General features: G+C 68.0%; 23 protein-coding genes and 1 pseudogene. 8 read left to right on the top strand and 16 right to left on the bottom strand.

Going from position 1 to position 25,746, the window contains the following annotated elements:
• Window positions 1-16: 16 nt before the first annotated feature.
• Both AC5WJ1_RS07310 and AC5WJ1_RS07305 read left to right on the top strand, forming a co-directional pair.
• Window positions 17-1,078 carry a beta-keto acid cleavage family enzyme gene (locus AC5WJ1_RS07310; RefSeq protein ID WP_133098594.1) on the top strand — a complete coding sequence of 354 codons (1,062 nt, stop codon included), beginning with the start codon at window positions 17-19 and terminating at the stop codon, window positions 1,076-1,078.
• Between the two features lie 149 nt (window positions 1,079-1,227).
• Complete coding sequence (locus tag AC5WJ1_RS07305) at window positions 1,228-2,547, top strand: multidrug effflux MFS transporter (protein ID WP_494476465.1); 1,320 nt, start codon at window positions 1,228-1,230, stop codon at window positions 2,545-2,547.
• 46 nt (window positions 2,548-2,593) lie between these two features.
• Here AC5WJ1_RS07305 and mdcH read toward each other — a convergent pair whose 3' ends face one another.
• The 10 genes from mdcH to AC5WJ1_RS07255 form a co-directional block, all read right to left on the bottom strand.
• Window positions 2,594-3,526 carry a malonate decarboxylase subunit epsilon gene (mdcH, locus tag AC5WJ1_RS07300; protein WP_135705138.1) on the bottom strand — a complete coding sequence of 311 codons (933 nt, stop codon included), beginning with the start codon at window positions 3,524-3,526 and terminating at the stop codon, window positions 2,594-2,596.
• Window positions 3,514-4,170: a malonate decarboxylase holo-ACP synthase gene (locus AC5WJ1_RS07295; RefSeq protein WP_195432130.1), complete on the bottom strand. Its 657-nt coding sequence runs from the start codon at window positions 4,168-4,170 to the stop codon at window positions 3,514-3,516. Before AC5WJ1_RS07295 ends, mdcH begins: the two co-directional genes overlap by 13 nt.
• Window positions 4,158-4,994 carry a biotin-independent malonate decarboxylase subunit gamma gene (gene mdcE / locus AC5WJ1_RS07290; protein WP_494476464.1) on the bottom strand — a complete coding sequence of 279 codons (837 nt, stop codon included), beginning with the start codon at window positions 4,992-4,994 and terminating at the stop codon, window positions 4,158-4,160. The genes AC5WJ1_RS07295 and mdcE overlap by 13 nt, the downstream gene beginning before the upstream one ends.
• Window positions 4,991-5,842 carry a biotin-independent malonate decarboxylase subunit beta gene (locus tag AC5WJ1_RS07285; protein ID WP_494476463.1) on the bottom strand — a complete coding sequence of 284 codons (852 nt, stop codon included), beginning with the start codon at window positions 5,840-5,842 and terminating at the stop codon, window positions 4,991-4,993. Before AC5WJ1_RS07285 ends, mdcE begins: the two co-directional genes overlap by 4 nt.
• Window positions 5,839-6,156 (bottom strand): malonate decarboxylase subunit delta, encoded by a 318-nt coding sequence (locus AC5WJ1_RS07280; RefSeq protein WP_195432127.1) that lies wholly within the window; start codon window positions 6,154-6,156, stop codon window positions 5,839-5,841. Before AC5WJ1_RS07280 ends, AC5WJ1_RS07285 begins: the two co-directional genes overlap by 4 nt.
• Window positions 6,156-7,103, bottom strand: a complete 948-nt coding sequence (locus AC5WJ1_RS07275) for a triphosphoribosyl-dephospho-CoA synthase (RefSeq protein WP_195432126.1) — start codon at window positions 7,101-7,103, stop codon at window positions 6,156-6,158. Before AC5WJ1_RS07275 ends, AC5WJ1_RS07280 begins: the two co-directional genes overlap by 1 nt.
• Window positions 7,103-8,761 carry a malonate decarboxylase subunit alpha gene (gene mdcA / locus AC5WJ1_RS07270; RefSeq protein ID WP_133098601.1) on the bottom strand — a complete coding sequence of 553 codons (1,659 nt, stop codon included), beginning with the start codon at window positions 8,759-8,761 and terminating at the stop codon, window positions 7,103-7,105. Before mdcA ends, AC5WJ1_RS07275 begins: the two co-directional genes overlap by 1 nt.
• 134 nt (window positions 8,762-8,895) lie before the next feature.
• Window positions 8,896-9,813, bottom strand: coding sequence for a LysR family transcriptional regulator (locus tag AC5WJ1_RS07265; RefSeq protein ID WP_135705132.1), 918 nt, complete (start codon window positions 9,811-9,813; stop codon window positions 8,896-8,898).
• Window positions 9,814-9,876: 63 nt separating this feature from the next.
• Window positions 9,877-11,859 (bottom strand): acetate--CoA ligase, encoded by a 1,983-nt coding sequence (gene acs, locus AC5WJ1_RS07260; protein ID WP_494476462.1) that lies wholly within the window; start codon window positions 11,857-11,859, stop codon window positions 9,877-9,879.
• 36 nt (window positions 11,860-11,895) lie between these two features.
• Complete coding sequence (locus AC5WJ1_RS07255) at window positions 11,896-13,302, bottom strand: SLC13 family permease (protein WP_135705130.1); 1,407 nt, start codon at window positions 13,300-13,302, stop codon at window positions 11,896-11,898.
• Window positions 13,303-13,798: 496 nt separating this feature from the next.
• On the opposite strand from AC5WJ1_RS07255, the gene AC5WJ1_RS07250 reads away from it, so the two are divergent.
• The 3 genes and pseudogenes from AC5WJ1_RS07250 to AC5WJ1_RS07240 all read left to right on the top strand — a co-directional run bounded on the left by AC5WJ1_RS07250 (window position 13,799) and on the right by AC5WJ1_RS07240 (window position 15,808).
• Window positions 13,799-15,412 (top strand): alkaline phosphatase D family protein, encoded by a 1,614-nt coding sequence (locus AC5WJ1_RS07250; protein ID WP_135705129.1) that lies wholly within the window; start codon window positions 13,799-13,801, stop codon window positions 15,410-15,412.
• A gap of 41 nt (window positions 15,413-15,453) precedes the next feature.
• A pseudogene (locus AC5WJ1_RS07245) lies at window positions 15,454-15,600 on the top strand (hypothetical protein); the annotation flags it as partial.
• A gap of 46 nt (window positions 15,601-15,646) precedes the next feature.
• Window positions 15,647-15,808, top strand: coding sequence for a hypothetical protein (locus AC5WJ1_RS07240; protein ID WP_494476551.1), 162 nt, complete (start codon window positions 15,647-15,649; stop codon window positions 15,806-15,808).
• Window positions 15,809-15,826: 18 nt separating this feature from the next.
• On the opposite strand, the gene AC5WJ1_RS07235 is transcribed toward AC5WJ1_RS07240, so the two are convergent.
• Genes AC5WJ1_RS07235 through AC5WJ1_RS07215 form a run of 5 tightly spaced genes read right to left on the bottom strand, consistent with a single transcriptional unit; the run spans window position 15,827 to window position 22,090 of the window.
• Complete coding sequence (locus AC5WJ1_RS07235) at window positions 15,827-17,557, bottom strand: acetyl/propionyl/methylcrotonyl-CoA carboxylase subunit alpha (RefSeq protein ID WP_133097366.1); 1,731 nt, start codon at window positions 17,555-17,557, stop codon at window positions 15,827-15,829.
• Between the two features lie 5 nt (window positions 17,558-17,562).
• Window positions 17,563-19,164 carry a 5-oxoprolinase subunit PxpB gene (gene pxpB, locus AC5WJ1_RS07230; protein ID WP_494476461.1) on the bottom strand — a complete coding sequence of 534 codons (1,602 nt, stop codon included), beginning with the start codon at window positions 19,162-19,164 and terminating at the stop codon, window positions 17,563-17,565.
• A 28-nt stretch (window positions 19,165-19,192) separates the two neighbouring features.
• On the bottom strand, window positions 19,193-20,005 hold the full coding sequence (locus AC5WJ1_RS07225) for a putative hydro-lyase (RefSeq protein WP_494476460.1): 813 nt from the start codon (window positions 20,003-20,005) through the stop codon (window positions 19,193-19,195).
• 33 nt (window positions 20,006-20,038) lie between these two features.
• Complete coding sequence (locus AC5WJ1_RS07220) at window positions 20,039-20,794, bottom strand: LamB/YcsF family protein (RefSeq protein WP_494476459.1); 756 nt, start codon at window positions 20,792-20,794, stop codon at window positions 20,039-20,041.
• Window positions 20,795-20,842: 48 nt separating this feature from the next.
• Window positions 20,843-22,090 carry an MFS transporter gene (locus tag AC5WJ1_RS07215; RefSeq protein ID WP_133097370.1) on the bottom strand — a complete coding sequence of 416 codons (1,248 nt, stop codon included), beginning with the start codon at window positions 22,088-22,090 and terminating at the stop codon, window positions 20,843-20,845.
• Between the two features lie 299 nt (window positions 22,091-22,389).
• Between AC5WJ1_RS07215 and AC5WJ1_RS07210 the strand changes: the two genes are divergently transcribed.
• The 3 genes from AC5WJ1_RS07210 (at window position 22,390) to AC5WJ1_RS07200 (ending at window position 24,533) form a co-directional block, all read left to right on the top strand.
• Entirely contained in the window at window positions 22,390-23,058 is a 669-nt protein-coding gene (locus tag AC5WJ1_RS07210) for a GntR family transcriptional regulator (RefSeq protein ID WP_133097371.1), read from the top strand.
• 160 nt (window positions 23,059-23,218) lie between these two features.
• On the top strand, window positions 23,219-23,809 hold the full coding sequence (locus tag AC5WJ1_RS07205) for a helix-turn-helix transcriptional regulator (protein ID WP_135705125.1): 591 nt from the start codon (window positions 23,219-23,221) through the stop codon (window positions 23,807-23,809).
• A 58-nt stretch (window positions 23,810-23,867) separates the two neighbouring features.
• Window positions 23,868-24,533 (top strand): ProQ/FinO family protein, encoded by a 666-nt coding sequence (locus AC5WJ1_RS07200; RefSeq protein WP_195432229.1) that lies wholly within the window; start codon window positions 23,868-23,870, stop codon window positions 24,531-24,533.
• A gap of 65 nt (window positions 24,534-24,598) precedes the next feature.
• On the opposite strand, the gene AC5WJ1_RS07195 is transcribed toward AC5WJ1_RS07200, so the two are convergent.
• Window positions 24,599-25,444 carry a class II glutamine amidotransferase gene (locus AC5WJ1_RS07195; protein ID WP_133097374.1) on the bottom strand — a complete coding sequence of 282 codons (846 nt, stop codon included), beginning with the start codon at window positions 25,442-25,444 and terminating at the stop codon, window positions 24,599-24,601.
• Window positions 25,445-25,746 lie beyond the last annotated feature (302 nt).

The raw sequence follows: 25,746 nt of genomic DNA, 5'->3' as shown, positions 1-25,746 counted from the left end.
TCCCAAGGAGAGAGACATGGATTTCATCGACGGTTCGCTGTTCCCGGAGAACCAGCAGAAGCTGGTCATCACCGCAGCCCCTTATGGCCCGGAATGGATGCCTTCGGATTTTCCGCAAGATATTCCGGTGACGATGGAGGAACAGATCCAGAAGGCAGTGGACTGCTACAACGCCGGCGCTACCGTGCTGCACGTTCACGTACGCGAAGCCGATGGGAAAGGCTCGAAGCGCCTGTCCAAGTTCAATGAGTTGCTTGCCGGCATCCGGGCACGCGTGCCGGACATGATCCTGCAAGTGGGCGGATCGATCTCGTTTGCGCCGGAGAGCGAGGGGGATGTGGCCAGGTGGCTGTCGGACGATACTCGCCATATGCTTGCGGAACTGAAGCCGACGCCGGACCAGGTGACGATCGCGATCAACACCAACCAGATGAATGTGGTCGAGCAGATGTGCGCGGCAGATGTGGCCGGAACGTCCCTGGCCGAGCCGGCTAATTATCGCGCCTATCGCGAGATGACCATCCCCGCCGGACCGGAATGGGTGGAAGAGCATATCCGCCGGCTCAGCAGCAACGGCATCCAGACCCACTTCCAGCTTGCCAACATCGCGCAACTTGAAACGGTAGAGCGGATGATGCGCCGGGGCACCTGCAACGTGCCACTGATCCTGACCTGGGTGGCAATCGGCGGCGGCTTCGAAGCGCCCAACCTCTACAACCTGGCGAACTTCGTGAGGGCCTGCCCCAACGGCTCGGTGCTGACCCTGGAAACCTCGATGCTCAACGTGCTTCCGCTCAACATGATGGCTATCGCCATGGGGCTGCACGTGCGTTGTGGTATCGAGGACAACATCTGGACGCAGCGGCGGGACCGCAAGACGGGCACGGTCGAACAGATCGAGCAACTCGTGCGCATCTCGCGGGAGTTCGGCCGGGACGTTGCCAGTGCGAAGGAAGCGCGTGAGATCTACAAGATCGGCACGTTCTACGACGGCGCCGACGAGACGCTGGCGCAGAATGGTTTCGCGCCGAACCGCAAGCCTGGCCAGGTCGGGTTCACCCAGCACGCACGCCGTTGATCTGAAAGGATCAGGCCGCGTGGAGGTACAGAGATCCTCCGTCCCTGTACCTGCCCTGATCGCGTCTAGCATGTGAAGCGCCCGCACCCGGCGCGCTCCACCTGCTGGGGAAGACAGTCGGCTCGTTATATCCAGCCGGATATTCATGTATGGATAGCACGATGTCACGCGAAGATTCCATGAGCCTGCAGTATCCGGAGACACGCGCGCAGGTGTCGGCCACAACCAGCACCGGCCCTCGCTTTACGATACTCGTGGGCGGCCTTGTGATGCTGGGCCAATTCGCCATCGGGACCTATCTACCAGCCTTCGGCTCGCTCAGCACGTCTTTGTCGGCCAGTCCGGCACAAGTACAGCAGTCTCTGACGGCATACATGCTTCCTTTCGGGCTGATGATGCTGTGGCATGGAGCAATCTCCGACGCAATCGGGCGTCGCAGATCCGTCCTCGCCGGACTCGCGCTGTTCGCCCTGGGGTCGCTGGTCTGTGCAGCGGCTTCGCAAATAGAGACCCTGTACGCCGGCCGCATCATGCAGGGGCTGAGTGCGGGAGTTGGGGCCGTCGTTGGCCGGGCCATGGTCCGGGACGTTGCCAGCGGGGCAACCGCTCAAAGGCAACTGGCACTGGTCGGCATGCTGTTCGCGCTGGCCCCGGCGCTGGCACCAGTCTGCGGTGGCTGGCTGCTGGCCTGGGCGGGCTGGCGCAGCATCTTTTTCTTTCTTGCTCTGCTGTCCGCAGGCTTGCTCGGGGCCTGCTGGCTTTGGCTGCCTGAAACCCTGCCGCCACCTGAACGGCATGTGCTGCATCCCATCCGGCTTGCTCAGGCGTATGGCAACGTTCTTTCGCATCGCAGCTTTGTGTTGTTGGCGCTGGCCAATGCTAGCGTCAACATGGCCATCTACGTCTATGTACTCGGTGCTCCCAGTTTCGTTACGCAGCACCTCGGATTGAATGCGCAATCCTTCGCATGGCTGTTCGTGCCGATTGTTGCGGGATTGCTGCTAGGCTCGCTCGCGCTATTTCGTCTTGCTGGCAGGGTGAGCCCATGGAAGACCATCGCGGGGGGGCACATCGTCATGTTCGCCGCGGCATTGGTCAATCTTTCCCTCGGCGTGTTCCATGCATCCGCGCTGCCGTGGATCGTGACGGCTCTTCCCTGCTTTGCCTTCGGCATGATGCTGACCCAGCCGAGCCTGCAATTGCTGGCTCTGGATTGCGCCCCGGCGCGCCGAGGCCTGGCGGCCAGTTGCTACCTGACGTTTCAACAGGTCGGGAATGCGTTGTTGTCCGCGCTGGTCATGCCGCTCCTTGCTGTCTCCCTTACGCGAATGGCACTTGGCATGCTGTCGATCCAATGCCTTGGCGCGCTCCTGGCCTACTTGGCGCTACGTTCAATGGACCGATCGCAATCCATGAATGGGGCCGGCGGATCTGGCGGCGGGAGAGGCGGGAGAGGCGGGAGAGGCTAGCGGGAGCCGGTGCGAACGCCTCTGTCCGCTCTGGTTTGGACCTGCTTCAGGGACTCGCCCGCGTGCGCCGCATCAGCGCCACGATCGAATCCAGCCGCGTCCGGTCGCACGCCAGCGGCATGCCGTCGGCGAACATTGGCTGGGCCAGGCGCGTCAGCACGTCGCCCGGCGGCGCTTCCACCACCAGCCGTGCGCCATTGGCATGTGCCAGCAGCATGGTTTCATGCCAGCGCACCGGCGTGGCCATGTTCAGCGCCAGGTCGTCGGCGATCCTGCGCGGGTCGCGCAGCTCGCGCGCCTTGCTGGCGCTGAAATAACGCAGCGAGGGCGCGCACAGCGCCACGCCCTGCATGGCCTGTTGCAGCGCCTGCGCCGCGGCATCGAGCAGCGGGCAATGCGATGGCACATGGATGGCGACCGGCTTTGCGGCCTGCGCGCCGGCGGCAAGCGCCAGCGCTGATACCTCGGCCATCGCCGCCTCGCTGCCGGCGATCACGATCTGCGTCGGGGCGTTGAAGTTAGCCAGGTATACCGGCCGTTGCGGCGAGCACACCTGCGCCACCAACGGTGCGAGCCGGTTGCGGTCGAGCCCCAGGATGGCGGTCATGCCGTAGCCGGCGGGATAGGCCTGCGCCATCAGTTCCCCGCGCAGGCGCACCAGGCGCAAGGCATCGGCAAAGGAGAGCACGCCGGCAGTCACCGCGGCGGCATACGCGCCGATTGAAAGTCCGGCCACGGCGTCGGCGCGGGCGTCGTAAGCGGCCAGGCATCGTGCCATCGCCACGCCCGACGTCAGCAGGCACAGCTGCGTCCAGACCGTCGATTGCAGGCGCTCGGGCGTATCCATCCCTGCCGCCGGTACTTGCAGGACCTCCTCCGCTTCGGCCAGCACCGCCGCCACTGCCGGGTCGGCTGGCAGGTCCTTCAGCATGCCGGGGCGCTGTGTCCCCTGCCCGGGGAACGTGATCAGGACTTGCATGGCGATGGCTGCCACGGATCGTCGCACAGGCACGGTCCGTGGTCCGTCTTCAGCAGCACCCTGCCCCCGCTGCGCAGGCGTTCCAGCAGCGAAAAGCCGCCGTACGGTGTCGCGATCTGGATGTCGACGCGGACCGGCGCGTTGCGCTGCAGTTCGCCAAGCAACTCGAGATGGCCCGCCGCCAGCGGCTGGTCTGCCGTCACGACCAGATCCAGGTCGCTGTCGGCATGCAGCACGTTCTGCGCGCAGGCCAGCGAGAAGCCGGCGCTGCCGGTCACGCCCCAGCGGATGCCTGCGGCGTCGAGCCGGCCGGCGATGGCCTCGAGCGCGCGGATTGCCGGCAATGCCGCCAGGTCCGGGCGCAGGCGCCAGGCGCGCTGGGCGGCCAGCTCCATCGGCGTGACGAGCTTGCGCATCGCCGACGGCGCAATCCACGTGCCGAAGCGCTCTGCACGCGAGCGGCCGCGCAAGCCAACGGGGATCTCCCCCGGCCGGCGGCCGTCGCGACGCACGACCACCGGCGTGTCGTGCAGCGCCGGCAGCGAGACCCACGCCGGCAGCGCCGCGCCCTCCAGCGCGCTGGCCGGGTCGTCCAGCCAGACCAGGTCGTGCGGCGCGGGCGGCGCGAAATTCACGCTTGCCATTGCCGGGACAGGCACGCGCGTACCTCTGCCGACGCCTTCCGGTTGGCCCCGCCGAGGCGGCCTTGCAGGCCCGGCGTCGGGTCGCGGCGGATGTCGGCCAGCGCGGACAGGATGGTGTCGCGCGCGAGGAGCGCATCGGCCGCCACCGGCGCACTGGCCGACTCGACCTCGATCAGCCGCCACAGGATGCCCAGCGTGGCGAAGTTCTCGATGTCGTAGGCCATCGGCGGTACTGTCGACGCCAGCGCCTCCAGGTCCTCGACCGTGCGCATGGTGATGCGGGCCGCGGCTTCCTTGCCCATCGCATGCACCAGCACGCCCGGGTCATTGAGCGCGATGATCCGGTTGGCCTGGTAGCCGTGCGCGAGGAAGGCGCCCGACATGGCGCGCCCGACAATCAGCGCCACCACCGGATGCCCGGCCAGGCGTGCCTCGGCATACGCGGCCACCGCGCCGGCCAGCGACTGGTGGATGCCCAGTGCCTCCTCGCGCCGGCCGTAGGCCTGGCTGGGCGTATCGACGATCGCCACGATGGCGCGCTTGACCGGCGCGGCGCGGTCCGCCTCGATCGCCTCGCGCACCGCGCGCGCCAGCGACCAGCCCTCGAGCAGTCCGGCTTCGCCGTTGCGCGCGCGCGGGAAGCGGCTGGCGGCATCGGGCACCAGCGCAATCCAGCGCACCGCGGCGCCGGCCAGTTCGCCGTCGGCCACCTGCACGGAATCCGGATAGCCCGGCTGGCGCGACGCCGCCGGCGCCAGCGCCTGCAGCCAGCGTTCGCCGCGGCTGGCTTCGCGCGCGGCAGCGGGATGAAGTGGTGCGTTCATGCGTCGGTCCCCCGTTGAAACAGTGCCTGCACCTGGGCGGGCGTGGGTTGGGCGCTGGCGTCGTACGCCTGCAGCGCGGCCAGGTATCGCGCGACTTGCTCGCTGCGATGGCTGGCGGCGACCGGCCCGCGCAGCAGCGCGGCAACCTGCGCGCGCATTGCGTCGCAGTCGTCGTCGACATACGCATCGGCGAAACCGGTGGCGACGCGCTGCGCGCCGCCGGTGAAGCTCCAGATAAAAGGCCGGTCGCGCGACTCGTACTCGGCGATGCCCGCCTCCTGCTCGATCACGGCCGGGCCGTTCAGCCCCAGCCGGCCCTCCTGCGTCATCACCAGCGCGCTGCACAGGCCGGCTGCGATCGACATGCCGCCAAAGCAGCCCACCTGCCCCGCGATCACGCCGACCACCGGCTGGTAGCGGCGCAGGTCGACGATCGCCGCGTGGATCTCGGCAATCGCCGCCAGGCCAAGATTGGCCTCCTGCAGGCGCACGCCACCGGTTTCCAGCAGCAGCACCGCGCGCGTCGGTTCGCCGCGGCGGTTGTCTTCGGCCGCCAGTTCCAGCGCCCCGGCGATCTTGGCGCCACCGACCTCGCCCATGCTGCCGCCCTGGAAGGCCCCCTCGATGGCCAGCACCACCACCGGCATCCCGTCGATGCGCCCCTTGGCCACCACCACGCCGTCATCGCTCTGCGGCACCACGCCTTGCGGCGGCAGCCACGGCGACTGCAGGCCGTCGAACGGCCCCGCCAGTTCGCGGAAGGTGCCCGGGTCGAGCAATGCACGCGCGCGCTCGCGTGCGCCGAGTTCGATAAAACTGTTGCGCGCCAGCAGTTCCGCGGTGTTCATGCGCTGTCTCCTTGCTGCGGGCCGCCCAGCGCCTCGAACGCTTCCGCCAGGCGCATGCCGACCACGCCGGGCGTCGCGCCAAAGTCGTGGATGCGGATCTGCATCGATGCGCGCGGCTCGGCGGCGAAGACGCGCGAGAGCTGCGCATCCCAGACGCGGCCGTAGCCATTGACCGAGGTGGTGACCTCCACCGTGGTCCTGCCGCCCTGGCCCGGCTCGACCACTACCTCGAGGTCGCCCGACCCCACCACGCCGACCAGGACGCGTCCGGTAGCGGGTTGCCCCGCCGGGAATTCAAATCGCAGTTGTTCCATCACAGTCCCCTGAAGTCGTTTTTCGCTGCCGTCACGTTGGCCGTCCCGTCCAGTGACAGCCGGTCGAGGAAGATCGTCGCGGCCAGCAGGTCCGCCGCGCCGCCCGGCGAGGCCCTGCGGGCCAGCATGCCGGCATCGAGGCTGCGCAGATGGCGCCGCCCGGCGACCGTGCCCGCGCCGCCTGCCGACAACACCGCCTTCGCGCCGGCCTGCATGTAATCCAGCCCTTGCCGTCCTGACCGGGCCAGCACGCAGGTATCGTCCAGTTCGCTCATCAGCGCGAGCAGCGCGTTCAGGCGGGCCGTCGACTCGGTATCGCCGCGCGCGCGGCTGCGCTGCAGCGCCGGCAGCGCCAGCCGCGTCACGTGCGGGAAGCCCGCGCGCGCCTGGGCGCGCGCGCCGCCGACACCGTAGGCCAGACAGGCGAGTTCGCCCTTGTTGCCGGTGAGCCTTGGCCGGTGCCGGTCCGCCAGCGCGGCGATGGCGCCGGCCGTGGCGCTGATCGTCCCGGCACTGGCGGCCAGCCCTGCCGCGCTCGCGTGCGCCGCGGCGCCGACCAGCAGGCCGATGCACCAGATCGCTCCACGGTGCGTGTTGACACCGCCGGTGGCGGCCAGCATCACGGCCTCGGCCTCGCGGCCGAGCGCGCCCAGTTGTTCGCGCAGGCCATAGCCCACACGCGGCGCCCGCAGCCCGGCATCGGCCATGGCCGCGAACGACGGCCCCAGCGCGTGCGCCGAGCGCAGCATCAGCGGCAAGGTCAGGTCGGCATGGGCCCCGCTGCCGCGGCTGTCGACCAGGCCGGGCTTGGGCGAGAGCCGCGCTTCTTCGGCAATGGCGCCGACGGCGAGTCCCGCCAGCGCCTCGGCATGGGCCGAGGCCGCCGGGCGCTGCGCGGGCGCGTACGCGGCCTGCGCTTGCAGGATCCTTGCGGTGGCGGCTGCCATCACCAGCTCCGGAAGCGTGCCGGCGGCTCGTACAGCCCGCCGGACCAGTCGACCAGGTCGGCCATGCTCTTGGCCGCCAGCAGGCTGCGCGTGGCCTGGCTGCGCTGCACGCCCAGGTCTTCCGGCAGCGCGATCAGGCCGTCGCTGCGCATCCGGCGCGTGGTGGCGGGATCGTGCTTCAGGCCGATGGGCGTGACGCCGGCCACGGCGGCAATCATCCGGCGCCGCTCCTCCAGCGATTGCGCCTTGTAGAGGTAGGCGATGCCCTCTTCGGTCAGCACGTGCGTGACGTCGTCGCCGTAGATCATCACCGGCGCCAGCGGCATGCCGCTTTCGCGCGCGACCTCGACCGCATCCATCGATTCGACAAAGGTCGGCTTACCGCCGGCCTGGAAGGTCTCGACCATCTGCACCACCAGCTTGCGGCCGCGCGCGAGCGGGTCGTCGGTTTCGATCAGGTCGAGCCACGCCGGCGTCGGGTGGCGGCGCCCGCCCGGCTGGTGGCCCATGTTGGGCGCGCCGCCAAAGCCGGACAGCCGCCCGCGCGTCACCGTGGACGAATGGCCGTCGCCGTCGATCTGCAGCGTCGAGCCGATGAACAGGTCCACCGCATACTGGCCGGCAAGCTGGCAGAAGGCCCGGTTCGAGCGCATCGAGCCGTCCGCGCCGGTAAAGAAGACGTCCGGCCGCGCGGCGACGTAGGCTTCCATGCCCAGCTCGCTGCCGAAGCTGTGCACGCTCTCGACCCAGCCGGTCTCGATCGCCGGAATCAGCGTCGGGTGCGGGTTGAGCGTCCAGTACTTGCAGATCTTGCCCTTCAGCCCGAGCGACTCGCCGTACGTCGGCAGGATCAGCTCGATCGCCGCGGTGTTGAAGCCGATGCCGTGGTTGAGCGACTGCACCTGGTGGCGCTCGTAGATGCCGCGGATCGCCATCATCGCCATCAGCACGTGGACCGGCTTGATCAGCCGCGGGTCGCGCGTGAACAGCGGTTCGCAGAAGAATGGCTTGTCCGCCTGCACCACGTAGTCGATCCAGGAGCCCGGCACGTCGACGCGCGGCAGGCCCGCGGGATCGTCGACGATCTCGTTGACCTGCGCGATCACGAGCCCGTCGCGAAAGGCCGCGGCCTCGACCAGCGCCGGCGTGTCCTCAGTGCTCGGACCGGTGTAGAGGTTGCCCTGGCGATCGGCCTTGTAGCCGGCGATCAGCACCACATTGGGCACCAGGTCCACGTACAGCCGCGAATACAGCTCGATATAGGTATGGATCGCGCCGACTTCGAGCTGACCGTCCTCCAGGAACTGCGAGATGCGGATGCTTTGCGCCCCCGCGTACGAAAAATCCAGCTTGCGCGCGATGCCGCGTTCGAACAGGTCAAGGTGCTCGACCCGGCTGACGCTGGGAATGATCATGTGGAGCGCATTCACGCGCGCCGGATCGACCTGCGCCAGCGAGCGCGACAGGAAGTCGGCCTGCTTCTGGTTGTTGCCCTCCAGCACCACGCGGTCGCCGGACGCCAGCACGGCTTCCAGGAACGCGACGATGTCGCTGGTCGGCACCACCTTGCCGTCGGCAATGGCTGCGCCATTCTGCTTGCGGCGCGCCTTGGCTTGCCTGCGGGTATTCCACTGGCGGCCCGTGCTGGTGTTGGTCATCGCGTCTCCGGCTGGTGTCTGTCTGATGGCTCCACCTTAAACAGGCGGCGTCCGGCAAACAATCACGCCAGCAAATGAACCGTTACGCTGGCCGGAAGCGAGACCAGGGAGTGGGCGAAAAGCCGCCCGCGCCCCTACTGGTCGGCTTCGCGCATCGCCATCCGGCACGCCGCTGCCAGCGCCAGCAGGTTGGGATCGCGCTCGCGGCGGCGCAGGAAGTTCAGCGCGATGGTCTGCTTGATGTCGTACTCGCCGGCCAGCGGCACGAACGCCACATTGCGCGAATACACGCCCTTCACCCGGCCCGGCAGCAGCGTGTATCCGATGCCGCCGCCCACCAGGTTCATCAGCGAAAAGATGTCGCCGACCTTCATCACCACATTAGGCGTGAATTCGGCAATACGGAACGCCTCGACAAAGCCGCTGTAGGTGACGAAGCCCTCGCTCAGGCTGACGAAGGGCTCGTCGCGGCAGGCACGCAGGTCCACCGCGGGCATCGAGGCATAGGGCGAACCGGCCGGCGCGGCAAAGAAGATATCGTCCTCGAACAGCGGGATCGACTCGATCTCCGGATCGGGCTCGGGCACGGCCATCAGCGCGGCGTCGATCGAGCCCTGCTTGAGCTTCTGCAGCAGGTCCGCGTTCGATCCCAGCATCAGCTCGGTCTGCAGCTCCGGGCGCCGCAGCTTCAGGCCGATCACGATCCTGGGCACGGTCTGGACCGTGAGCGAATAGAGCGAGCCGATCTTGAGGTGGTCGGCCGAAAAGCCGGCGGCCTCGCGCGTGGCGCGGATGCCGTCGGCCATGGCCTTGAGCACTTCCCTTGCCGTATCCGCCAGCACATGGGCGGCGTCGGTCGGGATCAGGTTGCGGCCCTCGTGGCGGAACAGCGCGCAGCTGGTGCCCTCTTCCAGCGAGTGCAGCGCGCGGTGCACGCTGACCGTGCTGGTATCCAGGATCTCGGCCGCCTTGGCCAGGTTGCCCGATTCCATGAACGCCAGCAGGGCTTCGAGTTTGCGGAAGGTGATCTCTTCGCCGATGCGGATTCTCATGGGTCGGGGGGCTGTGGTTGGGGCAGGCTCCTATCTTAGCTGCGTGGCGGGCAATGCGCACCGCTAACTGGACTGGCCGAGTTGCGTGAGGATCGCCGGGTTCTCCAGCGTCGAGGTGTCCTGCGTGATTGCCTCGCCCTTGGCCAGCGAGCGCAGCAGGCGGCGCATGATCTTGCCCGAGCGCGTCTTGGGCAGGTTGTCGCCAAAGCGGATGTCCTTGGGCTTGGCGATCGGGCCGATTTCCTTGCCGACCCAGTTGCGCAGCTCGGTGGCAAGCTTGATGGCCTCTTCGCCGTTCGGGCGGGCGCGCTTGAGCACGACGAACGCGCAGATCGCCTCGCCGGTCATGTCGTCGGGACGGCCGACCACCGCGGCCTCCGCCACCAGCGGATTCGCCACCAGCGCCGACTCGATCTCCATCGTGCCCATGCGGTGGCCCGACACGTTCAGCACGTCGTCGATGCGGCCCATGATGGTGAAGTAGCCGGTGTCCTTGTCGCGGATCGAGCCGTCGCCCGCGAGGTAGAGCTTGCCGCCCAGCTCCTCGGGGAAGTAGCTCTTCCTGAAGCGCTCCGGGTCGCCCCAGATGGTGCGGATCATGGCCGGCCACGGGCGCTTGACCACCAGGATGCCGCCATTGCCGTTGGGCAGGTCATGGCCGGTCTCGTCGACGATGGCGGCCATGATGCCCGGCAGCGGCAGCGTGCACGAACCCGGCACCAGCGGCGTCGCGCCCGGCAGCGGCGTGATCATGTGGCCGCCGGTCTCGGTCTGCCAGAAGGTGTCGACGATCGGGCAGCGCTCGTTGCCGATGTTCTTGTAGTACCACATCCACGCCTCGGGATTGATCGGCTCGCCCACGGTGCCGAGCAGGCGCAGGCTCGACAGGTCGTATTGCTTCGGGTGGATCTTCTCGTCGGCCTCGGCGGCCTTGATCAGCGAGCGGATCGCGGTCGGCGCGGTATAGAAGATGCTGACCTTGTGGCGCGCGATCATGTCCCAGAAGCGGCCGGCGTTCGGGTAGGTCGGCACGCCTTCGAACACCACCTGGGTGGCGCCGGCGGCCAGCGGGCCGTAGGCGATGTAGGTGTGGCCGGTGACCCAGCCGATGTCGGCGGTACACCAGAACAGGTCGTCGGGCTTGATGTCGAAGGTCCACTTCATCGTCATCAGCGCCCACAGCAGGTAGCCGCCGGTGCTGTGCTGCACGCCCTTGGGCTTGCCGGTCGAGCCCGAGGTGTAGAGCACGAACAGCGGGTGCTCGGCGCCGACGGGCTCGGCTTCGCAGGTCTCGGGCTGGTTGGCGCAGACGTCGTCGAGCCAGCGGTCGCGGCCCTCGGTCCAGCCGACATTGCCGCCGGTGCGGCGGTACACGATCACGTTCTTCACGGCCTCGCAGCCGCCCAGCGCCAGCGCGTCGTCGGCGATGGCCTTCAGCGGCAGCGCCTTGCCGCCGCGCATCTGCTCGTCGGCGGTGATCAGCGCCACCGCGCCCACGTCGACCAGCCGCTCCTGCAGCGACTTGGCCGAGAAGCCGCCGAACACCACCGAGTGCGTCGCGCCCAGGCGCGCGCAGGCCTGCATCGCGGCCACGCCTTCGACCGACATCGGCATGTAGATCACGACGCGGTCGCCCTTCCTGATGCCGAGCGTCTTCAGGCCGTTGGCCAGGCGGCACACCTTCGCATGCAGTTCGCGGTAGGTGACGCGCGTCACCGTGCCGTCGTCGGCCTCGAACACGATCGCGACCTTGTCGGCATTGCCGTTTTCCAGGTTGCGGTCCAGGCAGTTGTACGAGGCATTGAGCTGGCCATCCTCGAACCACTTGTAGAACGGCGCGTTGCTCTCGTCCAGCACCTTGGTGAAGGGCTTGTTCCAGTGCAGCAGCTCGCGGGCGTGGCGTGCCCAGAAGCCTTCGTAGTCGCGTTCGGCTTCCTCGCACAGCGCGCGGTAGGCGTCCATGCTGGGAATCGCGGCCTGGCTGGCCGGGGCCCGCGCCGGCAGGATGGCCTGCTGGGCGGGCATGACGGATTCAAGCAGTTTCATGGTCAGGAATCAGGAGTCAGTTAGCGGCAACAGGAATCAAAGCACGACGAAGACAAGCCACAGCACCACCGGTGCGATCACGGTGACCAGCGCGCCATAGATCAGCAGCGTGCGGAAGAAGGCCTGCCGGTCCACGCCCTGCGCGTTGGCGAGCACCAGCGCGCCGTTGGTCGAGAACGGGCTGACGTCGACGATGGTCGAGGACACCGCCATGGCGGCGATAAAGCCGATGGCGCTCACGTCCGATCCCTGCTGCAGGAACGGCACCGCCAGCGGGATCAGCGAACCCAGCACGGCGGTCGACGAGGCGAACGCCGACACCACCGCGCCGACTACGCACAGCAGCAGCGCGGCCATCAGCGGCGACGTCAGGCCGGCGACGCTGTGGCCGACGAAGTCGATGGTGCCCATCTTGTCCATCACCCCGACGAAGGTGCTGACGCCGACGATCAGCATGATCTCGGGCCACGACACCTGGCCCAGCGCGCGCTTCTGCAGCTCCGGCGCCATCAGCGTGAGCAGCAGCGCGATGGTCAGCGAGACAAAGCCGATATCGAGCTTGAAATAGAGGGTCAGCACCGCCAGCGCGACCAGGCCGCCTACGGTCAGGTACTGGTAGAGCCCGGCGGGGGCCGCGGCAGCAGCTTCCGCTTCGCTGCCGAGCAGCGCAGCGCGGTCGCGCGCCATCGTCTTCTGCTCTTCGACGCCGGCCTCGGCCTCCGCATCGCCGTAGATCTGCGCGCCCTGTGCCGGCACCGTGCGCGCGCCGAACGGCGCACCCATGGCCAGCACGCCGCCGGCGACCGATTGCGGCGCGGCCGCCGCCGGTGCCGATTGCCGCATCAGGCGCAGGCCGCCGAGCGCAACGAAGAGGCCGGCGGCCACGGCCAGGTTCACGCCCAGGCTGGCGAAAGCCGTCGCCATCTCGTTGAGCGGCAGCCCTGCCTTCTGCACGATCTTGTTGGTGATGCCGCCATAGATGCTGATCGGCGAAAAGCCGCCGCCCTGCGCGCCATGGATGACCATCAGGCCCATCAGCAGCGGGTTGATGCCGTAGCGCGCGGCAAAGCCCAGCGCGATCGGCGCGATGATGGCCACCGCCGCCGGGCTGACCGCGCCGACCGAAGTCAGCAGCGCCGCGATCATGAACATGATCCACGGAATGGCGGCGATCCTGCCGCCCACGGCCCGCACCGCGAGCCGCACCAGCCAGTCGATGGTGCCGTTGTTCTGCGCCACGGCGAACAGGTAGGTGATGCCGACCAGCGTGAGGAACAGGTCGGCGGGAAAGCCGGCAAGGATGGCCTTGGCCGGCATGGCCGCGACCAGGGTGCCGACCAGGAAGGCACCGACAAAGGCTAGCGCGCCCATGTTGATCGGCAGGACCGTGGCGATGACAAACATCAGCCCTAGCACTGAGATGGAAATGACGTGTGACGACATAACGGCTCCGTCGCGGCTTGCGCGCCTCTGCGCATGCCGCCTGGCAAGAAGGTCAGGGGAATCCGGCAGCGCGGGGGCCCGGCTGCCGGAGATTCGGATCTGCCGCTACGGCAACGTATGGAAGGGATAGGCCATGATGTCTTGTCTCCTTGTCTGTGAGGCCGCATGGAACGGCACCGACCGGGGCCGGAATTGCGCCCCGTAGTTTTTGTCTTTGTTGGTCTGGCTGAACGATATGGCGCCGGCGCGAAGCCATCAATTAAGCGCTCGGGCCGATCCTTACGGAAAGCGGAAAGCAGGCGCGCACGAAACGCTGGACGGCCGGCAGAAAGGCGGGATCGTTGCCATGGCAGGCCTTTGACTGCACGGCGGCGATCTCCGGCGGCCAGCCAGGTGCACCCGGGACGACTTCCGATGTCCCGAACCGGCAAACCCGTTTCGCTATAGTTCTGCACATCGACAGCGCCAGACGAACCTCCGACATCCCGGAACCGGCATGCAAAAGAGAACTTTCCTGAAGCTGGCGGCAGCCTCCGCCCTTGCCACCCAACTGCCCCGCTGGGCCATCTCCGCCACGCTGCGCGAGCGCGACCTGTTCTCGCTGGGCGCGGCCAGCGGCGCACCGACGCCGGACGGCTTCGTGCTATGGACGCGCCTGCTCGGCGGCGCCATCCCTGGCACGCCGCAGGCCGATGCCCTTGGCACCACGCCCCTGCAAGGGCCGCTGACCGTCCAGTGGGAAGTCGCCGAGGACGAGGCATTCCGGCGCATCGTGCGCCGCGGCCAGGCGCAGGCGCTGCCGGAACTCGGCCATTCCGTTCATGTGGAAGTCGACGGGCTGCGCCCCGACCGCTGGTACTACTACCGTTTCATGCACGGCGACGCAGCCACCGCCCCGGCCCGCACCCGCACCGCGCCGGCGGCCGATACGCTGGCCCCGCGCGTGCGCTTTGCCTTTGCTTCCTGCCAGCGCTGGGAGCAAGGCCACTACGCCGCGTACCGGCAGATGCGGCAGGAAAACCTGGACCTGGTGGTTTTCCTGGGTGACTACATCTATGAGGCCGCGGTCCCGGCCCACGCGCGCGCGCGCCTGCCGCGCACGCATAGCCTGCCCACCGCGACCAGCCTGCAGGACTTCCGCGACCGCTACGCGCTGTATAAGAGCGACCCGCTGCTGCAGGCCATGCACGCCGCGTGCCCCTGGCTGGTTACCTGGGACGACCATGAAGTGCAGAACGACTATGCGGGACGCGCGGGCAGCGAGCCGGCGGCCGCGTTTCTCGCAAGGCGCACGGCCGGCTATCAGGCGTTCTATGAAAACATGCCGATCCGCGCGAGCTCGCTGGTGCATGGCACGGCGGGCCTTGGCACGCCGGATGCGCTGAGCATCCACGCGCGCCACCGCTGGGGCCGGCTGGTCGATTTCCATGTGCTGGACGACCGCCAGTATCGCGATATCCAGCCCTGCCGCGAACCCGGCCAGCCCGCCAGGGGTTCGGTGTCCCCCGGCGAATGCAGCGCGCTCTACGACCCGCGCCGCACCATGCTGGGCAGCGCGCAGGAACAATGGCTGGCACAGGGACTGGCGCAGGACCAGCGCGACCAGACGCGCTGGAGCGCGATCGCGCAGCAGACCATCTTCTCGCGGCGCAACTACAAGGCGCCGCCGGAAGAAGCCTTCCACAGCGATACCTGGGACGGCTATCCCGCCGCGCGCCAGCGCCTGCTCGACAGCATCGCGGCGGCGGCGCCGCGCAATACCGTGTTCATCGGCGGCGATATCCACCAGCACTACGCCTGCAATGTGCTGGCCGACTTCGGCAACCCGTCATCCCGCGTGATCGCCAGCGAGTTCTGCACGACCTCCATCGCCTCGGCCTCCGGTAGCAGCATGCAGAGTGTCGCCAGTATCGTGGCCCGGAATCCGCATATCGTGCATGCGCGGCCGGACCAGCGCGGCTACACCGTGGTCGAGGCCACGCCCGCACGCTGGGCCGCCACGCTGCGCGCCGTGGAAGACGTGACGCGCGCGGACAGCGCGGTCGGCACGCAGGCGGCGTTCGTGGTCGAGGACCGGCGGCCGGGCGTGCAGCGGGCCGCGGCTGGCTAGGCCGGCGCCCTTTGCACACTGCGGTGGCACGAACCTGCTGATTGTGTGCTCCCTCTTCCGCTTGCGGGTTAGGGGGCCGCGACGAGGCCGCGATCGCGCTGGTCGAAGCGTATTCGCGCCGCGTCGGCCTGTGGTTCGACGACGCCGCGCAGCCACGCTACACCACCGTGCTGGAGCTGGATCTCGATACCGTGGGCATGCATGTGGCCGTCCCGCGCCGTCCGCAGGACCTGCTTGGCTTATGCCGACACGGCGCGCGCGCTGGAAGGGTTCGGCTTCACGCCATCGCATCCGCATCCCTTCATGCCCAGGCATCCGGTGGCGCTGGCCGCCGCTGCGCGGGCGGCGCCGTTCGTGTTCAAGGGGCTGCGCAAGATGGGCGGCGCCGACAAATAGCCGGCGCCCCGGGCGCACTTACTCCACGCTGGCCAGCGGTGCGCCCGCTGCCAGGAACACGCCCGTCTCAGCCTGCCATGCAACACGGCCGCTGCGATGGGCGTGGACCTGCATCTCCATCTTCATCGCTTCCATCACGGCGATCAGGTCGCCTTCGCTGACCTCGTCACCCACGTTGACCTTCCAGGCCTGCACCGTGCCGGCGATCGGCGAAGGCAGGTCGGCGGCGTTGGTGGTGGCAGCTGGCGCGGCGGCGGCCGCACTGCCCTGCCCCGGCGCTTCGGCCAGGCCGCGCAGCAGCTGCGCCGGCAGCCCCAGCACCATGCGGCGGCCGTCGATCTCGATCGCGGTGCGCAGCAGGCTGCCGTCCGGCTGCGGCTCGGCGCGCACGGCGGCGGCCAGCGGCTCGGTGAAGTCGGACTCGATCCAGCGCGTATGGACCTTGAAGCCGTCGGCGCCAAGGAAATCGGCGTGATCGATCACAGCACGATGGAACGGCAGCACCGAGGCTACGCCCTCGATCCGGAACTCGCGCAGCGCGCGGCGCGCACGCGCCAGCGCCTGCTCGCGCGTGGCGCCGGTCACGATCAGCTTGGCCATCAGCGAGTCGAAGGTGCCGGGCACCACCGAGCCGGTCTGCACGCCCGAATCGACCCGCACACCCGGGCCGGACGGGGCCTCGAAGCGCTGCACCGGGCCGGGCGTCGGCAGGAAGCCGCGGCCGACGTCTTCGGCATTGATGCGGAATTCGATTGAATGGCCCAGCGGCGCCGGCGTCTCGGTGATCGACAGCGGCAGGCCGTCGGCCACGCGCAGTTGCTCGACCACCAGGTCGACGCCGGTGGTCTGCTCGGTCACCGGGTGCTCGACTTGCAGGCGGGTGTTGACCTCCAGGAACGAGATCGCGCCGCCGGTGCTGAGCAGGAATTCGACGGTGCCGGCGCTGGTGTAGCCCGCGGCGGCGCAGATATCGCGCGCGGCGGCGTGGATGCGGGCGCGCTGTTCGTCGCTCAGGAACGGCGCCGGCGCCTCTTCCACCAGCTTCTGATTGCGCCGCTGCAGCGAGCAGTCGCGCGTGCCGAGCACCACCACGTTGCCGTGCTTGTCCGCCAGCACCTGCGCTTCGATATGGCGCGGCTTGTCGAGGAACTGCTCGACGAAGCATTCGCCACGGCCAAAGGCCGTGACCGCTTCGCGCACGGCCGACGCGTACAGCTCTTCGACCTCATCCATGCGCCAGGCGATCTTCATGCCGCGGCCGCCGCCGCCGAACGCCGCCTTGATGATGATGGGCAGGCCATGCCGCTCGGCAAAGGCCAGCACTTCGTTGGCGTCGGTCACCGGGTCGGGCGTGCCGGCCACCAGCGGCGCGCCTACCTGCAGCGCGATCTTGCGCGCTTCCACCTTGTCGCCCAGCCGGGCGATGGTTTCCGGCGACGGGCCGATCCAGGTCAGGCCGGCATCGATCACCGCGCGGGCGAAGGCTTCACTTTCCGACAGGAAGCCATAGCCGGGGTGCACCGCGTCGGCGCCGCTGCGGCGCGCGATCTCGAGCAGCTTGGGGATATTCAGGTAGGTGTCCGCCGGGCGGTCGCCGTCGAGGCCGTAGGCTTCGTCGGCCAGGCGCGCGTGGATCGCGTCGATATCGGCGTTGGCATAGACTGCGACGGAGGCCACGCCATAGTCGGCGCAGGCGCGGATGATGCGAACGGCGATCTCGCCACGGTTGGCAATCAGGACTTTCTTCATGGCAGTTACGGTTGCAGTTCTTCGAAGGCGCCGACGGGATTGAAGCGCAGCCAGGCACCGACCGGGATTTGTCCGGCGCGGTCGAGGTGATAAGGCGCCACGGCACCGATCACGGGATAGCCGCCGGTCAGCGGATGGTCGGCCAGGAACAATACGGGCTGGCCGCTCGGCGGCACCTGCAGCGCCCCGAGCGCGGTGCCTTCGCTGGGCAGCTCGCCGGCGATGGCGCGCTCCAGCGCCACTTCGCCGGCCAGGCGCAGGCCCACGCGGTTGGATTGCGGCGTGACCTGCCAGCGCTGCGCGGCCAGCCGTTGTACGGATTCGGTGGTGAACCAGTCGGTGCGGGGCCCGAGCACCACGTCCAGCACGACTTCCTGCTCGACCGAGGGCAGGTGCTCCGCGGGCATTTCGGGTGCGCCGACGATGGCACCAGCCGGAGCCTGGCGCAGGTCGATCACATCGCCCACCGCCAGCGGCGCGGGGCCGACCCTGGCCAGCGTGTCGGTGGCGCAGCTGCCCAGCACCGGCGCCACCGCATAACCGCCACGCGCGGCGACGTAGCAGCGCGCGCCGGCCAGCGGCTGGCCGATGGCCAGCGTGTCGCCATCGGCAAGCGCCACCGCCTGGTGGTTCGGGACCTCCCATTGCCTGCCGTCGGCGGTGCGCACCGTCAGCGGCGCATCGGCGCCGGTGACGGCCAGCACGCTCTCGCCCACGCTCTGCAGCTGCAGGCCCGCGCCGATGGTCTCGAGCGCCGCGGCATCGCTGCGGTTGCCCACCAGCCGGTTGGCGGCCTTGAGCGCCGCCTGGTCCATCGCGCCCGAAGCGGAGACGCCCTGCCCCGCCTGGCCGTGCCGGCCCAGGTCCTGGAACACGGTCTGCAGGCCGGTGCCCTTCACCTTCAACGACGCGGCTGCTGGCGCGCTATCGGACTGCACGGGCTGGCGCGCCGGCGCCACGGCAACGCTGCCGGCGGCATGCGCCACGCCATTGAGCCTCGCGACATCGACAAAACGCACGCGATAGCCGGGCTGCAGCAGCGCGGGCTGGTCGCGATCCAGGTCCCACATCGGCACTGGCGTCACGCCGATGATCTGCCAGCCGCCGGGGCTGGCCTGCGGATATACGCCGCTGAAGGTGCCCGCCAGGCCGACGGCGCCGGCGGGAATGCGCGTGCGCGGCGTACTGCGGCGCGGCACGTCAAAGCTGGGATGGCCGCCACTGAGGTAGGCAAAGCCCGGGGCAAAACCGGTAAAGGCCACGGTGTATTCGCTGCCGGTGTGGCGGCGCACCACTTCCTCCGGCGTGATGCCCAGCAGCTGCGCGACCTCGGCCAAATCCTCGCCGTCATAGCGCACCGGGATCTCGACCAGGATGTCGCTGCGCTCGACGCGCTGCGACAGGTCGCGCGCGGCAATGGCCCGCACCAGCGCGGCGGCGCTGGTCGCCGACGGGCGAAAGTAAACGAGGATGGTGCGCGCGGCGGGCACCAGCTCGGCCACGCCAGGCAGCGGATCGCGCTGCAGCGAGGCCAGCAGGGCCAGGGTCTGGTCGAGGTCGGCCAGCTCTACCAGCAGGGCATTCGAAGTGACGGGCAGGAAACGCAAGACTAGCTCCGCAGAAGACCCGGCGGTCTCAGACGTGGTACGTGCTGTCCGGCACGTCGGTGATGAACATATGGCCCGGCGCGTGGGTCACGGCGAACGGCACGCCAGACGCCATCACGGCCGCCTGGGGCGTCACGCCGCAGGCCCAGAACACGGGGATCTCGCCCGGTTCGATGCGCACGGCGTCGCCGAAGTCAGGCTTGCCGATATCGGCAATGCCCAGCGCTGCCGGGTCGCCCACGTGGACCGGCGCGCCGTGCACCGACGGGAAACGCCCGCTGATGGAGACGGCATCGGCAACGCGGTGCGCGGGGATGGGCCGCATCGACACCACCAGCTCCCCATGCAGGCGGCCGGCGGGACGGCACTGGCGGCTGGTGCGGTACATCGGCACGTTGGAGCCGTCGGCGATATGGCGCACCTCGATGCCGGCCTCTTGCAGCGGCGTCTCGAAGGTGAAGCTGCAGCCGATCAGGAAGGTGACCAGGTCCGGATGCTCGGCCCACAGCGGCGTGGCATCGGCCACCTCTTCCGCCAGCTTGCCGTCGCGCCAGACGCGGTACAGCGGGATGTCGGTGCGCACGTCCGCGCCTTCGGCCAGCTGGGTCTGGTGCGCGCCCGCCTCGATCACGTCGAGCACGGGGCAGGCCTTGGGATTGCGCTGCGCGTACAGCAGGAAATCCCAGGCCCAGTCGCGCGGCAAGGCGATCATGTTGGCCTGCGTCATGCCCGGCGCAATGCCGGCGGTCGGCTGCACAGTGCCGGTGCGATAGCTCGCGCGCGCTTCGCGGGCGGCATTCACCGCGGCGATGCGGGCGCGTTCCAGTGCGGATGCTTGCATGTGTGCTTCTCCAGTGTGTTCAGGGCCGCCGGCTCACGCAAAGGCGCGGATCGCGATGCCGTCGCGCTCCAGCGCAGCGCGCACGGCGCGCGCCATCTCGAGCGCGCCGTCGCTGTCGCCATGCACGCAGATCGATTGCGCTTCCACGCGCGCCACGCTGCCGTCGATCGCGAGCACCGTGCCTTCGCGCACCAGGCGCAGCATGCGCTGCGCCACGTCGGCGGCATCGTGCAGCACCGCACCCTTCTCGCGGCGCGACACCAGCGTGCCCTGCGGCGTGTAGGCGCGGTCGGCGAACGCTTCGGCGATCACGCGCAGGCCGGCCTCGCGCGCCCAGCCCACCAGCGGCGAGCCGGCCAGCGCCACCAGCACCAGTTCCGGGTTCACCGCGCGGATCGCGGCGATCACGTCGCGCGCCTGGCGTTCATCGCTGGCGATGGTGTTGTAGAGCGCGCCGTGCGGCTTGACGTAGCGCACCGTAGTGCCGACGGTGGCGGCCATGCCCGACAGCGCGCTGATCTGGTAGATCACGTCGGCCACCAGGTCGGCGCTGGCCACGTCCATGTTGCGGCGGCCGAAGCCCTGCAGGTCGGGATACGACACGTGCGCGCCCACGGCGACACCGCGCTCCGACGCGGCCTTCAGCGTCTGCAGGATGCCTGCCGGATCGCCGGCATGGAAGCCGCAGGCCACGTTGGCGCTGCTGACGATATCCAGCATGGCGGCATCGTTGCCCATGCTCCAGGCGCCGAAGCTCTCGCCGAGGTCGCTGTTCAGATCGATTTGCATAGTGTGATTCTGTGCGTCAGGACTTCAGGACTTCAGTGCTGCGGTGCTTCAGTGCGCGGCCTCGGCCTCGCCGAGCAGTTCGCGGCCACGGGTCTCCGGCAGCATCAGGCACGCGACCACCACCAGTGCATAGGCGCCGGCGGCCATGTAACCGATCGCCACGCCCAGCGACATCTTTGCGCTCAGGTGCCCGATCAGGGCCGGGCAGATCGAGCCGACCGCGCGGCCGAAGTTGTAGCAGAAGCCCTGCCCCGAACCGCGGATATGGCTGGGATACAGCTCGGTCAGGTAAGCCCCCATGCCCGAGAAGATGCCCGACAGGAAGAAGCCGAACGGGAAGCCCAGCAGCAGCATCGCCGCGTCGGTGATGGGCAGCTGCGTGTAGCAGACCACCAGGATGGCCGCGCTTACCGCGAACAGCATGAAACAGCGGCGGCGACCCAGGTGGTCGGACAGCCAGGCGCTGGTCAGGTAGCCGGCGAACGAGCCAGCGATCAGCACCATCAGGTAGCCGCTGGTGTTGAGCACGGACAGGTTGCGCTCCATCTTCAGGTAGGTGGGCAGCCAGGTGGTCACCGAATAGTAGGCACCCTGCATGCCGGTCGCCAGCAAGCTGGCCAGCACGGTGACGCGCAGCACGCCCGGCTTGAAGATCAGCATGAAGTTGTTGCTTTCACCGGTGCGGGCCAGCTTGGCCTGGGTTTCGCGATACACCTTGGGCTCGCTGATATTGCGGCGGATGTAGAGGATGAAGATCGCGGGCAGCACGCCGATCCAGAACAGCACGCGCCAGGCGTATTGCTGCTCGACCAGGGCATAGACCGCCCAGAACGCGACCGCCGAAAGCCCCCAGCCGACCGCCCAGCTGCTCTGCACCAGGCCCACGGCCTTGCCGCGGTGGCGGGCGCGGATCATCTCGGCGATCAGCACCGAGCCGACCGACCATTCGCCGCCGAAGCCCAGGCCCTGCAGCATGCGCGTGACGAACAGCTGCTCGGGAGAATTGGTGAAGCCGCTCAGGAAGGTGAAGAAGCTGAACCAGAGCACGGTCAGCTGCAGGATCCGCACGCGGCCGTACTTGTCCGCCAGGATGCCGGCCAGCCAGCCGCCGACGGCCGAGCTGATCAGCGCGCCGGTCGCGATATAGCCGGCTTCGGCCTTGGTCATGCCCCACACGAGAATGAACGTGGGGATCATGAAGGTGTAGATCATGTAGTCGAAGGCATCGACGCCATAGCCGACGAAGGCGGCAAAGAGCGTCTTGCGCTCCTCTGCGGTAGTTTCTTTAAGCCACATGGTTGCGCTCACTAGGACAAGGACAAAGCGTGGGAAAAAGCTCGCCGCACTGACTTGGCGACGATTCCGTTTTCATCGGCGTTGTTTAGCAAATCGCATGCCATGTTGACCTATCGGCACGTATCACTCAACCACCGCACTAGTATTGTTGAACAATCTTTGGCGTTGATCGATCATGGTATACACCTAAGGCACCGCAGGGCCATCGCCCGCACCAATTCCGTGCAAATTGTTGAACAAAGTGCGTTAACATCCCGTCACGTGCGCACCGGAATGAGCCGGTGCCCGATCCAGCCACCATGTCCTCAACACCTGACGTCAAGAATCTGGCCGAACGGGTCACAGAACAGATCCGCCAGCGCATCGTGCATGGCGAGTTCGAGCCGGGGCAGCGCCTGTCTGAAGCGGCGCTGAGCGAAAGCCTGCAGATATCCCGCAACACGCTGCGCGAGACTTTCCGCGTGCTGACCAAGGAAGGCCTGCTCAAGCACGAGCCCAACCGCGGCGTGTCGGTGGCGATTCCCAGCATTGCGTCGATCATCGACATCTATCGCGTGCGCCGGCTGATCGAATGCCAGGCCATTGCCCAGGCCTATCCCAGCCATCCGGCCCGCAAGCACCTGCGCGCAGCGGTGGAGGCGGGGCTGCGCTGCCGCGACAGCGGCGACTGGCAGGGCGCGGGCACCGCCAATATGGAATTCCACATGGCGATCGTGGAACTGGCCGACAGCGAGCGCCTGAACGTGATGTTCTCGCACCTGCTCGCCGAGCTGCGCCTGGCGTTCGGCATGCTGCATGACCCGGAATTCCTGCACGGCCCTTACGTCGAAATGAACCAGCACATCCTGGAACTGTTCGAGGCGGGCAAGCTGGCCGAATGCGCGGTGGCGCTGAACGATTACCTGACGCAGTCCGAGCGCATCGTGTTGTCGGTGTGCGCGCGACATCCGGTGTTCAAGGGGCGCTGAAGCGCCCTGCTGTTGCCTTCCCGCCCCTTGCCTGGCTGATTCCTGCCCCTTTGGCGCTATTTACAGGTGCGCAGGCGTCGTCTAGGCTTCAGCTCCATGGGAACCCGGCGGCACGCGGGTCGGCGCAGCGCAGCAGCTGCCATATTTTTTCCGGACTGCCATGGGGAACGAGATCGGAAAGGAAGGCTCCGAATTCGCGGATCACATGCTCGATGCCATGTTCCTGGTCGATACCAGCGGCCGCATCCAGTACGTCAGCGCGGCCTGCGAGGGCATCCTCGGCTACACGCCAAAGGAAATCACCGGCCAGTCCATCATCGACCTGGTGGTGCAAAACGACCGCGACCGCACCATCATCGAATCCAAGGAAGTCATGGCCGGCAAGAAGCGGATCGGCTTCGAGAACCGCTACCGGCACAAGGATGGCAACGAGGTCCATATCATGTGGTCGGCCGGATGGCTGCAATCGGAACGGATGCGCGTCGGCGTCGCGCGCGATGTCACGGCATTGAGAAAGAAAAGCATGGTCGAGCTGGGGCTGGAGCTTTCCCCGGTGCCGCTCGCACCCCATGAGCGGAAGGTGCTGCAGCTGCTGCTGACCGACGCTTCCGAAAAGCAGATCGCCCACCGCCTCGGCCTCGCCGTCTCCACCACCCATTCCTACGTGACCACGATCTTCCGCAAATTCGGCGTCAGGGGCCGGGCCGGACTGATGAGCCTGTGGCTGGAAAACCTGTCGCGCGAGCGCTGAGCCGGCTTGCAAGACGGCACCCTGATACAATGCCGCCACGTTTATATGTGTTGACACAATGGGCTTCGAACAACTGGCCGCGCTGAAGGCAAAACTCGTGCAACAGGCAAAGGCCGAAAAGGCGGCCGAGTCTGCCAAGCGAACCAAGGGCAACAACGGCAGCAACGGCACCAAGAGTGCGAATGGTACGAGTGGCACCAAGGACGCCAGGCGTACTGCTGGCACCCGGGGCGCCAAGGGCAACAAGCCGTCGCGCCCGCGCGATGCCGCTCCGGCCACGCCTGAAAAGCCGGTCGATCCGGTGGTCCTCGCCATCTCCAGGCTGCAAAAGCGCTTCCCCGCCGTCTTCCCGAAGAGCCCGGCCCCGAAAGTGCCGCTCAAGGTCGGCATCTTCCAGGACCTGGTGCAGCACGCGCCGGAACTGAAGCTGACCGAGGCCGAGCTGCGCGATGCGATCCGCACGTGGTGCCGCGGCGCACGCTACTGGAACGGCATGGTGGAAGGCGCCGCGCGCATGGACCTTGCCGGCGAGCCCGCCGGACAGGTCACCGAGGCCGATGCACGGCGCGCGCGCCAGCTGCAGCGCAGCCGTGCCGCCCGGCCGCAATCGAAGCAGCCGGCACAGGAAGCTCAGCAGGCCCAGCAAACAGCCCAGGCTGCACAAGCTCAGCAGGAACAGCCAGCGCCGGCGACGGAACCGTCGCAAGCCGACAAGCCCGCCTGACCAGCGCGCCAGCGCCTCCTTGCGAGGCGCGTTTTCGAGCGCGTTTTCGAGCGCGTTTTCGAGGGCTACGCCGACACCTCGGGCAGCCGCGGCACGAAGCGCTTGTGCTCGATCTCGCCATTGCGGGCTACCAGGATGGTGGCTTCCGGGATCTCCTCCCAAACCCCCTGCACATCGATCAGCGGCTCCGACAACACCAGGAACGCATCGTCGCCGGCGGCGATGATGCGCGGGTCCTGCGGATACAGCTCGCGCAGCTGCCGGAACGAGGTGCTGTGGAACAGCGAGCGCGACGCCGTCTCGCTCGAATAGCGCACCGCCACGACCTGCTGGCCATCCGTGACGCACACCGTCATGTTGAGCGGAAACTGCACGTCGTAGCGATGGCCGACCTCCTCGATCAGCCCCGCCATCTGCTCCAGCGCGCCACGGGGGTCGCGCTCCAGCCCGAAGGTCAGCGCGAGGAAGAACATCACCTCCGAGTCGGTCGATCCCTCGATCCAGCGGAACAGGTGCGGCGCCACGGCCATCATCAGGTCGCGCCGCAGCAGCGGATATTCGCGAATCAGCCCGTTATGCACGAACAGCCAGCGGCCGAAGCGGAACGGATGGCAGTTGGTCTCCTGCGTAGGCGTGCCCGTGGCCGCGCGCACATGGGCCACGAACAGCGGCGCCCGCACCGCGCGCGCGGTCTCGCGCAGGTTGGTGTCGCTCCATGCCGGATGCAGGCAGCGGTAGCGGAACGGCACCTCGGAATGCCTGCCGTACCAGCCCACGCCGAAGCCGTCGCCATTGGTAGTGGTATGGCCGAGCCTTGAATTCAGGCTCTGGTCGATCAACGAGTGTTCCGGCTGGAACAGCACCGCTTCCAGCGGAACGGACCTGCCCGAGTACGCCAGCCAGCGGCACATGATATGTCTCCTCGACAAGTGCGGCCCGATGCCTTTCCGGCCCATTCTCCATTTGTAGGACGGCAACGGCGGAACGGCAAAGTGCATGCTGGGGGTGGCGATGAAGTGGTGCCGCCGGTGGCTTGCGTATGCTTCTTGCGGCACAGGCGGCACGAACATTCCGGCGCTGGACACTGCGGGCGGTCGCGGCGCAATCGCTACACGTGCCCGGACAGTTCATGCAATTTTTTCAAATTCGCCTGCTGCTCTCGTTCCCGGAGCAGTGCTAGGCAAGGCCCACCGCGCGATGGCTGGTCGAGCGC

The sequence above is a fragment of the Cupriavidus sp. MEYA8 genome, from assembly GCF_059278825.1.
This window is presented reverse-complemented; position numbering and strand designations above follow the sequence as displayed.